The organism is Chitinophaga sp. (assembly GCF_039596135.1).
Classification (GTDB): Bacteria; Bacteroidota; Bacteroidia; order Chitinophagales; family Chitinophagaceae; genus Chitinophaga.
In genome coordinates this window covers 88,481-103,490 of record NZ_JBCNKH010000008.1, presented here as the reverse complement: position 1 = coordinate 103,490, position 15,010 = coordinate 88,481, and the positions used below count along the sequence as shown (strand labels likewise).

Below are 15,010 nucleotides of genomic sequence, written 5' to 3'. Positions count from 1 at the left end.
CCATTTTTCATCTCTCAAATCTCCTCAAATCCGGTGCCAGCCAAGGCAAACCGAAATTTTTGCAGGATGACTGACAGTTTTATCAATAAAATGTGAAAATTTTTCAGTCTCCCCTCCTCAGGTTGTTATTAAAATCAAACTTCCTTACTTTTGAGCCTGTTAATGTTCGTATGCAATTTTTATTGTTGCCTCATTTTTAATTAAAACGGATCATCCATGCCATCACCCATATTCATATCCTTACTTGAAAACAGCCGCCTGGAACAGCAACAAATCAGTATTTACATCACCCACGCCATACTACAGGGTATTGTAACCAACCTGAACCAGGAAGCCGTAGAACTCAGGACACCTGATGGCAAAAGATGCACCGTCGCTTTGGATAGGATCGAGGCCATTACCACATTGTAAGCTCCCTTTTATATCAGCATATCTTTAATTGAAAACATTATGGACAAAACCCAACAATCCCTACCGGGACTGATCAGACAGGTACTGGGTAGCCTACACGCAGAAACAGTGATCAAAACACAGATTCTACAGCTGGCCAAAAGCCACCTGCACGAACCCGAAGTCATCACCGCGCTGCTACAGGTATTACCTGATGTCAAAGACAAAAGATTGCGGGACGAAGTCATGTTCTTCCTCTCTTCACTCAACACCTCCCGCTTTCCGGAACCACGCGTTCTCTTCGATGCCCTGCTCCAGTTCTTCAGACAGGAAAAGGAAAGAGATACCCGCGTAGCCCTGCTATTCAGACTACAGGACAGTATTCACCAGGACCAGCAACTGGTAGACTTCTTCATCGAACTCTCTGCCAACCCCCATCTCAGTGAACCTGAAATGGTAGCCATCCAGGATACCCTGGCTAACCTGCCACTCATCACAGAAGAGATGGCCGTGACCGCCCTGGAAAAACACCGCAATTCCCCGGGGCTGCTGCAATCACAAGCCCTCACCCTGGCAGAAAAATGCACCCGCTGGGGAGATAAACTCTTCGCTGCGGCACAGCCCTACCTCGATATCAAAAACGATCCGGACATCCGCATACGCGTAATGCGCCGCCTCGCCGACAATAAACAAATGAGCGATACACAGCTCATTACCTTAGCTACAGCACTGTCTCAAACAGGTACTAACAATATCCGGTACGAAATACTGGAACTCATCAAACCCTCCATGCGCATTCCGGAAATCAGGCTGGCCGTGGCCAATGCCTTCGCCGCCAATCCTTCGGTATATGACGATGGAGAGTTTGCCGCCATCACCAATATGCTGGCCCCTTACATGGGTAGAGATACACACATCAGCAATATCCTGCTGGAAAGCCTCAAAGACCTGCCAGTACCCGAACATAGAAGAAAGGTACTCTCACTCATAACCAGGAGCCTGAAAACAGAACAGATCCTCGATCCACTCTTACTGCTCTTTACCCGCGAAAGAGACGAAAGTATACGCGAAGTATTGTTCAACCAGGTGAAAGCCCTCTCTGTAGCACGTCATCCACAACTGGTCGACGTATTTGCCATGGAACTTACAGATCCCGGTTCTCCATTCAGGGTCACCTGCGCGGGCCTGCTGGCCAATGTTGCGGAAATCTATCCACAGATCATTCCTGCCCTGGAAGATGTATTGCGCTATGATACTGACAGAGAGCTGCTGCGCCTCTGCCTCGATGGCTATCTCCGCCCCGGCATTACCCACAACTTCGACGTACTGCTGACCGTAGTACGCAATGAACTGATTGATACACTCTCCAGGCAAAAAGCCCTGGATGCTATTGTTAAACTGGACCTGGACGCTGCGCAACAACAAACACTCGCCGACGCCCTTTCCGGTATTAAACCCAACGTATTAAAATATGAGTAAGATCACTGATGAGATCAGGGAAAGACGGGCAGCACATACGGCTCAAACCTTAATGATGCTGGATATGGTGCCCCTCTCTGATACTGATACAAAGTATTCACTATTGTCCGGCGCCACCCGCTATCTTCATGACCCCGCCATTGCTGAGAAATGGCTGTCCCTGATAGCCGCCGAAACAGATACTACCCTTAAAGCGGATATGATCCGTCAACTGGCAGGTACCGGCCTTCGCCAACTCAGCGATACCACAGCACTGATCAATATTATGGTCGCCTCGCTGGCACAGGATGAATCGCGCGATCTGATCCTGCCTATATTAGGCCGCTTGTCTGTCTCTGATCCAACTGCAAGACAACACCTGATTCAATTCTATAAACAACAGGAGAATGCAGACACCAGCCACCTCATTCTCTCCTGGTTATTAATACCTGTAGACGCCAGCCAGGAAGACATCGCTTTTTACAAAGAGATCATGCATGAGGCAGCCGAAACAGATAAACTGGTCATTGTAAACAGACTCCTGCTACAGGATACACTAGACATCGCAACAATATCAGCATTACTAAGACCTGAAGAACCAGTTGCTATCAAAGAAATGGTGCTCCGTTTCTGCTTTGACCGCTCCTTCGTGCCAGCAGAAGCTTTGTCCACACTGATCAAAACTGACACTACCGCCTTTATCCGCACCTGGTGTATACAACTGCTGGCCGTACATGGCATAGACAGTACTGAACTCACAAATACTATCCTGCACGCCTATACACAAGACCCTGATCAGGGTGTAAAACAGGCTGCTTTAAGGGTATTTGAATACAGTTTAAAACTTACACCTGCTATCATTGAACACCTGTGTGCACAACTCGCTACTGCTCAAAACCTACAACTGCTATACTTACTGGCCCCCTATACCGCCAAAAATGAAACACTCGTAAATGCCCTGCTGGCACTGTCCACACAAAACATCCGGACAGATCTGGCGGTGGTCATTTATAATATTTTAGGGAAACTCATTGCACAGCGTCCCCCTCTCTTCGAACGCTTTGTACAGGCTTACGAACAGGAACAAAAAGAAGAATGCCGTACTGCAATCCTGCAGGCCATTACGGCTTTCACACCTAATGATGATAGCCTGAACAGCTTTTACAGCAAGGCCCTGCAGGCACCATCACCTGCTATCAAAGAAGCAGGTATCAAAGGCATCCTGCTCATACCTCTCACCAAAGAGAATATAGCAATAGTGGAAGCCGCCGCTCCTGTGTTATTACATACACAACTGAACAGGGAACTGCGCCACCTGCTGGCGAAGAAGATCAGTATGATTCCACAGCTCAACCCTGCTACAGTGAAGGTATTCGGCCAACTGGCAGATCATGAACAGGACCAGGCTATGAAGGAAATCTGCACATATGTACAGGAAAACGCCGTCTCCCAGGCTGGCAGCTCCAACATCAACTGGGAACAATGGCTACACAAAGCAGATGTGGAGCACAACTTCTCCGGCATCTTCCCACATATCTGGATGTATTATGACGAAAACCCTGAAATGGCCAACCGCATCCTCTGGGCGGCATTGACACCGGGCAACAGCAGCAGCCTGTATCAGGAAGGAGTGTCTGATATTGAAATACTCCGCTTTCTCGCCGTGAACAAAGGTATGGACGATAACCTGAGCAGATACGCCCTCACACAGGTACTGACCATTGACCTGGGCAATGAATCCAAATTCAATCATTACCTGTTGGCGTTAAAAGGTAATCCCGGTTTTGCAGAACTGAAAGAAGGGCTGTGGCAACTACTGGAAAAAAGAGGCCGCTACATCAACCTGATTTTGCTAAACGAGGTTTTACAGCCAACAGCCACTGAATTTATGCAGCAGATTGAAAAACAAAGTACACCTGCCGGCATACTGCCATACATCAGCTACCTGCAGGCAAACTGTAGCTGGGCCCCCGTTCCGGACCTGCTACAAGCCATTCTGGCCAAACCATTTGTACCACAGGACAATGATACTATGAGGGCCATGAAAGATGCCTGCCGCAATGCCTGCATGGATGTAGCAGCATTACAAGCACCCAAAACAAATGATGACGGACCCGGATTTGCTGATTAACCTAAACTATTTTGAAGATGTCAGAAGCTCTTGCTTTATTCGATATATTAATTTCCGCAGAACGACCAGAACATGAAAGACTGGAAGCGCTCAATAGCCTGCAACCTTTCCTTGAAACTGACGAAGCGGTAGAAAAACTGGCCGCTGCTGCCAGGGAGGAGAATACCCTTTCTGTGCGTGCACATATGCTGAAATTGCTGGTGAACATCCCCACTACCCGCCTGAGCCAGCGGGAAGCATTGATTGATACCCTGAGCTGGTTTGCCTGCCTGGAACCCGAAAGGCCATTGCGCCGCCTTGCCATAGAGGCCGTGAGCAATCTCGCAGCACACCTGGATGGTGTACAGGAAATACTCGCAGACACACTGGTGAATGACCTTGATCCGGTAATTCAACAAATATGCCTGGAAGGGCTGAGTCGCACAGTCAATATATCTGCAGATACTATTACCAAAGTAGGCGATTTCATCGCCCTGGCACCTGCCAGCGTAAAACCAGCTTTGCTATACCTGGTAACACGGTTCCCCACAGATACAGCAGCTACATTGGCATTACAGTTCCTTTCCCCGCTGGAAGGCAGGAAGACCAGAGAAACGGCCATCGGGTTCTTAGCCGGGTTACCTGCACCTTCTGCTACCGTGATCGAACAACTTTCCACAAGGTTCATGGCAGAAACAGACCTGTATGTAAGAAGAGCCATTATTGCATTACTGTCGAACCTCCGTGAAATTGACACTACTTTATTCAGTGGCATATTTTCCGCTTTGCAAAAAGCTCCAGATCAGCCGGAACTGCTGGCATTGGTCAGAGACAGGCTGGTAGCGCATCCTGAATTGCAGGGGGCACTAACACAGTTATTTGCACAAACACCTTCTGCCGGCCTGAAAATACGTGTACTGTCTTTGCTGAAACATTGTGAAATACCAGCATTGCTGATTACTGCCCTGCATGACAAGAACCCTTATGTAAGAGAAGCAGCCATTCCCTACCTGGAAAAGAAATTCGTACTGCTGGAACCTGCGCTGGCAGAGGCAATAAAAGAGGAACCCCTACCTGCACTACGTAGCGCGCTGGTAACCGTTCTATTGCATAGCGGTCGTAAATCTGAAGCCACGCTACAATTACTCACTAACCTTGCCATCGCTGAAACTGACCACTACCTGAAAACACAGCTGATCAATGCAGTGCTGGAAGTGCCTGTTACTCCTGCCAATAAAGAGGCATTATTACAACTGTTCAGAGAAGTGCTGGAATCCAACTGGTATCCCGATCAAACACGCAACGCTGTCATAGCACGGCTGAAAACCTTCTCCTACAGCGATTCTCCTGACCTGAAACGGAGTCTGGGTTTACTATTGGAACAATCCAAAGATATCCGCGAACTGGCAGCTACCTACGCCTTGCTCAAAACACTCGAAGTCGATTTTAGTCAATTAGCACCAGCAATTTTGACTTCATTATACAGGCATATTGCCTGGTACCCACAGTCTCCGCTGGATGAGTGGGTACAGCTGCTTGGTAAGCTCGCAGCAACTGATACCAACGTGAGGGCACAATTACCACATATCATATCGCTCACAAAAGCAAACTGGCTGCTGAGTGATGCTGACAAGAGCGACCAAACCGGTGCTTTCCTGCCTGCCTTCAGGCAAACCATGATGAAGAAGAATGGTATGCAAACCTTCATGGAAGCAGAAAGAATGCTTCAGGATGCATGGCAGAACAGGACCATCAAAAAAGCAGAAGTCATCGAACTCTATAAACTATTATTGAGCATGCCGAAACCCGGCGGCATTCTCCACCAGTTATTACAGATCATGCAGACAGGCAAACTGGTTACACCAGAACTGGTGCAGATCAGTCTCGACTACCTGCAAAATGCGTCTGATAAGGATGCACAGTACATGGTGCGTAAATATCTCGAAGGAACCGGTTTCATAGATCCTGCATACAGGGAACAACTAAACCGTTTATTCACACCAGAGAATTATGCACAGTATATCAAATTCAGCATGCCTACTCTACACTCAAAAAGACGATATGCTACTTTGAATGACTGGGAATACCAGGGGTGGGCAGCATTATATAGCCAGTGGCCGATTGCAGAATTACTCTTTGCACTTGAACCGGGCGATCTGATTGAACAAATATTTAACAACATTCCTGATTCTAACAGTCCGGAGGCAACTTTGCCCTATGTAGTATTAGAACACCTCTTCAGACAAGCCAATGGTAAATGGGCAAGGTCTATTTATGGGGATGTACAAAAATTGCAGTCTTTTTTAACCCTCCTGTATAATAACATCCGGCAACTGCCGGAAGAAAACACACTAAGAGATAGAATGGTATATGTATTCTGGAAAAAATGGAATGATTATGCAAGACAAGCATCTCCTGGTCCGGAACTGACAGCTGCCGCTGCACACGTATACATAGCAGTTTGTAAAGTAGTGAAGCGACTGGAACCTGCATTTGCAGGAAAAGTTTTCCCGCCTGTATTAAAAGATATGGATAAGGGAATTGTAAAACAACAATGGCCATGGAGTCCTGAATTATGGGAATTACTTGCACCCAAATTATAGTAACAAAAACGCTTTTGCCATAGGCAAAAGCGTTTTTGTTTAGGGGGGAAATGGCCTGCGGCCAGCTAACCCCAAATTTGCAGCCGGGTAAAAACCCAAATTCCTTTTACCCCACCGGGAATAATAACGTAAACACTGATCCTTCCCCCGGCTTCCCCGCCGCCGTTATCATCCCTTTATGATTATCCATTATCTTCTTGCAAATCGCCAATCCTATCCCCGTTCCCTCGAACTGATTCCTCACATGTAATCGCTGAAACACCTGAAAAATCCTTTCACTAAACTGCGGATCAAACCCTATCCCATTATCCGCAATCGTAATCTTATGATAAGGCAGCCCTCCTACCAATGTATAGACACTATCTTCCATCTTCACCTCAATGATTGGCTTCATTCCTTTCCTCGAAAACTTCAATGCATTATTCAACAAATTTGTAAACAATTGCTCTATCTGATAAGGAATTGCCGATAGCACCGGCAATAAATCATATACTATCAGGGCATCCTTCTTATCTATCTGATCACTCAGCAGCTCTCTCACCCTTGTCAATACCAGCGTTAGATCTACATACTCAAATAACTGATCCCCATTATTGCTCGCCCTCGAAAACGTTAATAAATCTTCTATCAACTGCCGCATTCGCTGCGCTGCCGCCTGCATACGACTGAAATAATCCTTCCCTTTATCTGAAATATTATTGAACTCTGTATCCAGCAACCGGCTCGCAAATGTCTGGATCTTTCTCAAAGGCTCCTGCAGGTCATGGCTGGCCACATATGCAAACTGCGCCAGCTCCTCGTTCGAATTTCTCAGATCATCGTTGGACCGCTGCAACTCCTTGGTTCGTTCCTGTACTTCTGCTTCCAGCTTGTCTATAAACATTCTGCCTTCATGAATATCTGTCGCAGACCCTACCCACATATTCACATTCCCCTCCGCATCCTTTTGCGGTACTGTACGTGTCAGGTACCAGCGATACGTACCATCTGACCTTCTCATTCTATGCTCAAACTGGTACTCCATACCTTTGGCCACCGCCTCCCGCCATATGGGTAAGTTCTTTACCAGGTCCTCCGGGTGTATTACATTGAACCAACCTGCTCCATGTAGTTCATGCAGCGTCATTCCCGTAAACTCAAAATACTTCCGGCTTGCATAAGTCAATCTGCCTTCTCCATCTGTAGTCCAGATCATCTGTGGCAGGGTCTCCCCCAGCACCCGGAATTTTTCTTCTGACAGGCGCAATGCCATTTCCTGCTCCTTTCGCTCTGTCACATCATATACAGTAGCCATGATGCCATATACATTCTTCTCCAGGTCAAACAGCGGGGAATATTCAAAGTCGAGGTAGAATTTCCGCATACCATCCGGACCATCTACATATGCCACTGCCCCCTTTTCCTGATGGGCAAGGCCGGTATTAAACACCTGCTGTAATAATTTGGGAAACGGCTGCCCTTCCAGTTCCGGAAATACATCCAGCAATGCACGGCCGGTTACCTCTTCGGACGATCTACGCCACATTGTTTTGAGCATGGTAATATTCGCCATATCAATTACCATATCCCGACCTTTGAAAATAGCCATGGCAATAGGCGATTGCATCACCAGGTTGCGAAACCGGGTCTCACTTTCCACCAGGGTATGTTTAGCAGCTACCGCAGCTGTGACATCGGTTGCAGCCAGCATCACACCATTAATTTCCCCTTTGGTATTTTTGAGCGGCTGGTAGACGAAGTTGAAATACATCAATTCAGGTACCCCATGTCTGATCAGGGTGACAGGAAATTCATTGCCATAATACGGGCTTACGGTATCCCATACATTGTCCAGCAGGGGCTTTGCCAACTCCTTTACCTCGGGCAATACGTCGTAGAGCGACCGGCCTACCACTGCTTCCATAGGGCGGGCAATCAGTTCCAGGTACATGGCATTGGCCATTTCAATCACCATATCCCGGGTCCTGAAAATAGCAATACCTACCGGCGCCTGTTCCACACTTTCCCTGAAACGGCTTTCGTTATTTATAGCATCCATTACTAATGCATATTCATGTTCGGATAATAGCGGAGCTGTATCCATTGCCAATTGTAACCCTTGTTTGCTTAAAAGGAGATAAAGAAATTATCCCGTTCAGGGAATCTTTCATTGGTATCCCAATCAATAGACAACATTTCTGCTATTGCTTTCATGAGTTCCGAAAAGGAAGATGGCTTCCTGATGTATCGGTTGGCTCCTGAAATGTACACCTGTTCAATAAATTCTGGTTGTGATGAGGTAGAAAAGATGATAACGGGAATAGACTTGAGGCGTTGATCTGTCCTGATTTCTCTGAGACATTCAAAACCATTTTTACGAGGCATATTCAAGTCCAGGAAGATCATGTCCGGAGGCGGAGGAACGCGCTCCACTAGCATATCCATGAGTTCTATGCCGTCAGAGATTGTAGTCAGAATAATATCGTCCGCAACCTCTCTAAGGGCATCTTCAAAAAGCAGACAATCGTCGGCATCGTCATCGGCTAAAAATATTTTCTTTCCACTTTTTGACATCGTCTTACATTTATCACTGAAACAATTACTTAGACATGTTCATGTGCTTTTATAGGTCAATAGGGAGGACGCATGCACGCGTGTTATTTAAACTTACGTAAAATAAGGCAAAAGCCCCAGCGATTTTTTATCTTTAATGTTATTATAATCAAATACGCAGGCTTTCCCACTTGTACATTTCATCGCTTTTCTCGTCTATCCTTTCCGGAACACCTTTTGCTGAACGCTTAAGGGCAAATTATCTTTAACTTTAAGTTATGGTAAACATTTCCACCGAATGGCTGCAGTCTGTCGAGGCGTTCAAAGACGTACCCGTCGGGCAACTCCAGTGGCTGGCCGAAAACAGCGAACCCAAAACGCTTCAACCAGGGGATTTCATGTTCAAAACAGGGGACCCTCTCAATGCCACCTACATCCTTATTTCCGGCAGGCTTCGCCTGTACTACCTGCAGAACAACGACCCTGTCGAAATAACTGTCATGGAAGCAGGTACTATCAGTGGCTATCTCCCCTTCTCCCGGGGTCACAAAGCGACTATCTACAGTGAAGCGATAGAGGAAACACAACTCATGTGCTTCCCTATCGAAAAGATCGACGCCATGATCCATACCCAGTTTGAACTCACCCAGGCATTGGTACATGTGATGACAAACAGGGTCAGGGACTATACCACCATGATGCGCCAGAATGAAAAGATGATGGCATTGGGTAAACTCTCCGCCGGCCTGGCGCATGAACTGAACAACCCCGCTGCCGCCATCGTAAGGAGCGCGTCCTCTTTAAGAAAGCACCTGCAACTCATGCCAGATACCTTTCAGAAGGTCATGGCCATACAGATGACCCCGGAAGATGTGGTCTTCGTGAAAGACAAAATGTTCTCTATCCTCAAATCTACCGACAGGCCCAAACTCACCATGATGGAAAGAGGCGAAAAGGAAGATGACATGGCGGACTGGCTGGATGACCACAATGTGGCCAATAGCATGGAAATAGCAGAAAACTTCGTGGAATTCGGCTTTACCATCGACGTACTGGAAGAATTCAAAACTCATATGTCGCCCGGTTCCCTATCGGCAGTCCTCAACTGGCTCGACAAGAACCTCATCACTGAAAGAATGGTACTGGACATCGAAGAAGCCTCTGCCCGCATCGTAAAACTGGTAGGCTCCGTGAAGACCTTTACCCACATGGACCAATCCCATGATAAAAGGCTCACAGATATTCATGAGGGCATCCGGAATACACTCAATATCATGGAGTATAAACTGCGTAAAGGGCATGTACAACTCGTAGAAAACTACGATACTTCCCTTCCTCCTGTCAGTATCATGATCGGGGAAATGAACCAGGTATGGACCAACCTGATCGATAATGCGGTCGATGCTATGCAGGGCAGGGAAAACAGTATCCTGGAAATAAAAACAGAGAAAGATGGTACCTGTGTAAAGGTCTCCGTCATCGACAACGGCCCCGGTATTCCTGAAAATATCCAGTCCAGGATCTTCGACCCCTTCTTTACTACCAAAGAAATAGGAAAAGGTACCGGGCTGGGTCTGGATATTTCTAATCAGATCGTGCGACAACATCATGGAAATATTAAAGTAAATTCAGCTCCGGGAAAGACACAATTTTCTGTGTCTATTCCTGTCCATTAATTCACAAAAAAAACGGTGCGCTTATGCCAGATAAAGACACTGAGAAAAATACGACTCAACCTATTATTCTTTGTATTGACGACGATTCGCAGGTACTGCGGGCGATTGTACGTGACCTGAAAAACAAGTATAGACAACATTATAAAATAATCAGCACTTCCGATGTGCAGGAGGCGCTCAATAGCCTGCTGGAACTGAAGAACAAAGGGGAAACCATCGCCATGTTCATCAGCGATCAGCGAATGCCGGTGATGGACGGGGTAACCTTCCTGGAGAAAGCCCTCAAGTTTTACCCGGATGCAAAAAGGGTATTGCTAACGGCTTATTCTGATACGGATGCTGCAATTAAAGCCATCAATTCCGTACAACTGGATTACTACCTGGTAAAACCATGGGATCCGCCGGAAGATAAACTCTATCCGGTGATCGATGACCTGCTGGACGACTGGAAAAGCGATTATCATCCCGAATTCAAAGGCATCAAGGTGGTTGGATACCAGTATTCACGTACCTGCCATGCTATCAAAGATTTCCTGGCGGGGAACCTTATTCCATATAAATGGCTGGATATACATACCAGCCAGGAAGGTTGTAACCTGCTTGCCCTGAATGGAATGGATGAAAAGGATGTGCCGGTCATCTTCTTCGAAGATGGTACTTACCTTTCCAATCCCTCTATACAGGATACGGCCCGCAAAGTGGGATTGAATCCACAGATCAAACATGAGATGTACGATGTGGTGATTATAGGTGCAGGACCTGCCGGATTAGCAGCAGGCGTGTATGGCGCTTCTGAAGGATTGAAAACCCTGCTGATAGAAAAACGTGCACCCGGCGGACAGGCAGGCACCAGTTCCAGGATTGAGAATTACCTAGGTTTTCCAAAAGGGCTGAGTGGATCTGACCTGGCGCGCAGAGCCATTTCCCAGGCACAAAGACTAGGAACTGAGTTCATCACTCCGCAATCAGTGAAAGCTATTGAACATACGGGTGGATATAATAAGATCATCCTGGAAGATGACAGTTTTGTAAACAGCAGGAGCGTGGTGATTACCACTGGTGTGGATTATCGCACACTGGATACAAAGGGCGTGGCTGATTTTACAGGTGCCGGTATTTACTATGGTGCAGCCATGACGGAAGCCCCTGCCTGCAAAGACAAAGATGTGTTCATAGTGGGTGGCGGTAACTCCGCCGGACAGGCGGCCATGTATCTTTCCCGGTTTGCAAGAAATGTGAATATCCTTATTCGCAGGGAAGATCTGTCCAGCACCATGTCGGCCTACCTGATAGACAGAATTGTGGAAACACCCAATATTCATGTAAGACCATTTGCTGAAGTGGTGGAAGCCAGGGGATCTGACAGGCTGGAATGCCTGATCATTTCCAATATCCAAACAGGTGAGCAAACGCAGGAACATGCGGATGGGTTATACATCTTTATTGGTGCAAAACCGTTTACAGAGTGGCTGGAAATGAATATTATCAAGAATGACAAGGGTTTTATTGAAACGGGCAGGGACCTGTTCACACATCCTGAGTTTGAGAAGATCTGGAAGCAGCAGCGGGACCCTTACCTGTTGGAAACCAGTTGTCCGGGCATTTTTGCAGCGGGCGACGTAAGGGCCAATGCCATGAACCGGGTGGCGGCGGCCGTAGGCGAAGGGTCTATGGCAATCAGTTTTGTTCACAAATACCTCGCAGAGGTGAAATAAATCACTATGGCAGAAATTTGTTCACATATTACAGCGATCAAAACACTCAAGGTTGATGAGGAGCATGTATGCGAGGAGTGTGTTAAAACAGGATCTGACTGGGTACATCTCCGCACCTGCCAGACCTGCGGGGCAACGCTGTGTTGCGACCAGTCGCCGGAAAAGCATATGACGAAACATTTTCACAAAACACAACACCCGGTAGTGATATCGGCAGAGCCTGGGGAAAGGTGGTTGTGGTGTTATATAGATGAGCAATTCGTTGAATACTAAATAGCATTTTAGCCGGCTGCAAGCCAATGCCCACCAGCGAAAAAATCACTTTTGCCAATGGCAAAAGTGATTTTTTCGCTGGTTTTGTTTTCCCTACATTTGCCTTCCTTATGAAGGTTTGCATTGCAGAAAAACCAAGTGTCGCCCGCGACATCGCTGAAGTAATCGGCGCTAAAACACGCAAAGATGGATACTATGAAGGAAACGGGTACCAGGTGACCTGGACCTTCGGGCACTTCTGTACCCTCAAAGAACCCCATGATTACTCAGAACAATGGAAATTCTGGCGACTGGAAGACCTTCCCATGATACCCTCCCACTTCGGCATTAAACTCATCGACAACGGAGGCGTACAAAAGCAATTCAAAGTTATCGAAACCTTAGTGCAAGCCTGTGACGAGGTGATCAACTGCGGGGATGCCGGGCAGGAAGGAGAACTCATTCAACGTTGGGTATTACTCAAAGCGCAGTGCACTGCACCTGTGAAAAGGCTGTGGATTTCCTCGCTGACAGAACAAGCCATTCGCGACGGCTTCCAGAAACTCAAAGATGCTGACCAGTATAATAACCTATATGCTGCCGGTAGTGCCCGTGCCATCGGCGACTGGCTGCTGGGTATGAATGCTACCCGCCTTTTCACCAAGAAGTTTGCCATCGGCAAAACCGTCTTGTCCATCGGCCGTGTGCAAACCCCTACCCTTGCTATGATCGTACAAAGGCAAAAGGAAATAAACGCCTTCGTGTCAGAAGAATACTGGGAGCTCAAAACCATTTACCGCGAAACGGAATTCACTGCCACCATCGACCGTATCAAAAACCTGGACCGGGCCAATAAAGGATTGGAATACCTGAAACAACATCCTTTCGAAATCACGAGTTTCGAAAAGAAAGAAGGAAAGGAAGGTAATCCCCGCCTCTTTGACCTGACCGGTCTGCAGGTGGAAGCCAACAAGAAATTTGCCTTCACCGCAGATGATACCTTAAAATATATCCAGAACCTGTACGAGAAAAAACTGGTCACCTACCCCAGGGTGGATACCACCTACCTCTCTGAAGACCTGCACCCCAAAGTAGCAGGCATTCTGCAGGACCTGAAACCATACGCAAACCTGACCGCCCCTCTCCTGGCGAACCCGATTCCCAAACTCAAAACCGTCTTTGACGATAAAAAGGTAACGGATCACCATGCCATCATCCCTACGGGCGAATATCCCAGCAATCTACCCCTGGAAGAAAAGCGCATTTACGACCTGGTGGCCAGGCGCTTTATTGCAGCCTTCTACCCGGAGTGTAAGATTTCGAATACCACCGTACTGGGTGTAGTAGGGCAGGTAGAATTTAAAGTAACAGGTAAGCAGATACTGGAACCCGGCTGGAAGGAAGTGTATGCCAATGATGCACCCGCTCCCAAAGAATCGAAAGACGGCAAAGAAGAAAACGAAGAAAAAGTGCTGCCGGTATTCGTAGTAGGTGAAAGTGGTCCTCACACCCCAAGGGTACACCAGGGTAAGACCACCCCTCCGAAAGCATTTACGGAAGCTACCCTTCTTCGTGCCATGGAAACAGCCGGTAAGCAGGTAGAGGATGAAGAAATGAGAGAGTTACTGAAGGACAACGGTATCGGCCGCCCCTCTACCCGTGCGAATATCATCGAAACCCTCTTCAGACGTAAATACATAGAGAAGAGGAAAAAGAACATATTCGCTACCCAGACCGGCATAGACCTGATCGATACCATCACCTCAGACCTGCTGAAAAGCGCAGAGCTCACCGGGCAATGGGAGCGGAAATTAAGACAGATAGAAAAAGGAGAATACCAGCTGGATACCTTTAAACAGGAACTGATCCAGATGGTGGTGGAGCTGACCCAGGAAGTAAAAAATGCATCTTACAAGACCATTGTAGCGGTGCAAACGCCCGCACCTGCCCCTGCACCCGAAAAAGAAGAGAAAACCCAAAAAGCGCCTAAACCCAAACAGGAAATTGCCAGCCTGCAGTGCCCTAAATGTAAAGAGCATCCTCTGATCAAAGGGAATGCGGCGTATGGCTGTTCCAACTTTAAAGTGTGTGGATTCAAGGTGCCTTTTGAAACCCATGGAAAGAAATTGTCTGATAAACAAATGATTGATCTGCTGACCAAAGGGAAAACCACAAAATTGAAAGGGTTGAAAATGCCAGATGGGACAACGGCAGAAGGTAAGTTGATGCTGAATGCAGAATTCGGCATTGCTGTAGAAAATTAACCTATATTCA

10 protein-coding genes are annotated in these 15,010 nt (G+C 47.2%); 8 read left to right on the top strand and 2 right to left on the bottom strand.

Features of this window, described 5'->3' with window-relative positions:
• Positions 1-216: 216 nt before the first annotated feature.
• Genes ABDW16_RS08270 through ABDW16_RS08255 form a run of 4 tightly spaced genes read left to right on the top strand, consistent with a single transcriptional unit; the run spans position 217 to position 6,561 of the window.
• Positions 217-411, top strand: coding sequence for a hypothetical protein (locus ABDW16_RS08270; protein ID WP_343668984.1), 195 nt, complete (start codon positions 217-219; stop codon positions 409-411).
• A gap of 39 nt (positions 412-450) precedes the next feature.
• Positions 451-1,869 (top strand): hypothetical protein, encoded by a 1,419-nt coding sequence (locus ABDW16_RS08265; protein ID WP_343668983.1) that lies wholly within the window; start codon positions 451-453, stop codon positions 1,867-1,869.
• Positions 1,862-3,979, top strand: a complete 2,118-nt coding sequence (locus ABDW16_RS08260; RefSeq protein ID WP_343668981.1) for a hypothetical protein — start codon at positions 1,862-1,864, stop codon at positions 3,977-3,979. Before ABDW16_RS08265 ends, ABDW16_RS08260 begins: the two co-directional genes overlap by 8 nt.
• A 17-nt stretch (positions 3,980-3,996) precedes the next feature.
• Positions 3,997-6,561, top strand: a complete 2,565-nt coding sequence (locus tag ABDW16_RS08255) for a hypothetical protein (protein WP_343668980.1) — start codon at positions 3,997-3,999, stop codon at positions 6,559-6,561.
• A gap of 106 nt (positions 6,562-6,667) precedes the next feature.
• On the opposite strand, the gene ABDW16_RS08250 is transcribed toward ABDW16_RS08255, so the two are convergent.
• Positions 6,668-8,644, bottom strand: a complete 1,977-nt coding sequence (locus ABDW16_RS08250; RefSeq protein WP_343668979.1) for a PAS domain-containing protein — start codon at positions 8,642-8,644, stop codon at positions 6,668-6,670.
• Positions 8,645-8,667: 23 nt separating this feature from the next.
• Complete coding sequence (locus tag ABDW16_RS08245; RefSeq protein WP_343668978.1) at positions 8,668-9,114, bottom strand: response regulator; 447 nt, start codon at positions 9,112-9,114, stop codon at positions 8,668-8,670.
• A 257-nt stretch (positions 9,115-9,371) separates the two neighbouring features.
• Between ABDW16_RS08245 and ABDW16_RS08240 the strand changes: the two genes are divergently transcribed.
• The 4 genes from ABDW16_RS08240 to ABDW16_RS08225 all read left to right on the top strand — a co-directional run bounded on the left by ABDW16_RS08240 (position 9,372) and on the right by ABDW16_RS08225 (position 15,000).
• Positions 9,372-10,769: an ATP-binding protein gene (locus ABDW16_RS08240; protein WP_343668977.1), complete on the top strand. Its 1,398-nt coding sequence runs from the start codon at positions 9,372-9,374 to the stop codon at positions 10,767-10,769.
• A 23-nt stretch (positions 10,770-10,792) separates the two neighbouring features.
• Positions 10,793-12,484: an FAD-dependent oxidoreductase gene (locus ABDW16_RS08235; protein ID WP_343668975.1), complete on the top strand. Its 1,692-nt coding sequence runs from the start codon at positions 10,793-10,795 to the stop codon at positions 12,482-12,484.
• Between the two features lie 6 nt (positions 12,485-12,490).
• Complete coding sequence (locus tag ABDW16_RS08230) at positions 12,491-12,757, top strand: UBP-type zinc finger domain-containing protein (RefSeq protein WP_343668974.1); 267 nt, start codon at positions 12,491-12,493, stop codon at positions 12,755-12,757.
• A 110-nt stretch (positions 12,758-12,867) separates the two neighbouring features.
• On the top strand, positions 12,868-15,000 hold the full coding sequence (locus tag ABDW16_RS08225) for a DNA topoisomerase 3 (protein ID WP_343668973.1): 2,133 nt from the start codon (positions 12,868-12,870) through the stop codon (positions 14,998-15,000).
• Positions 15,001-15,010: the final 10 nt, after the last annotated feature.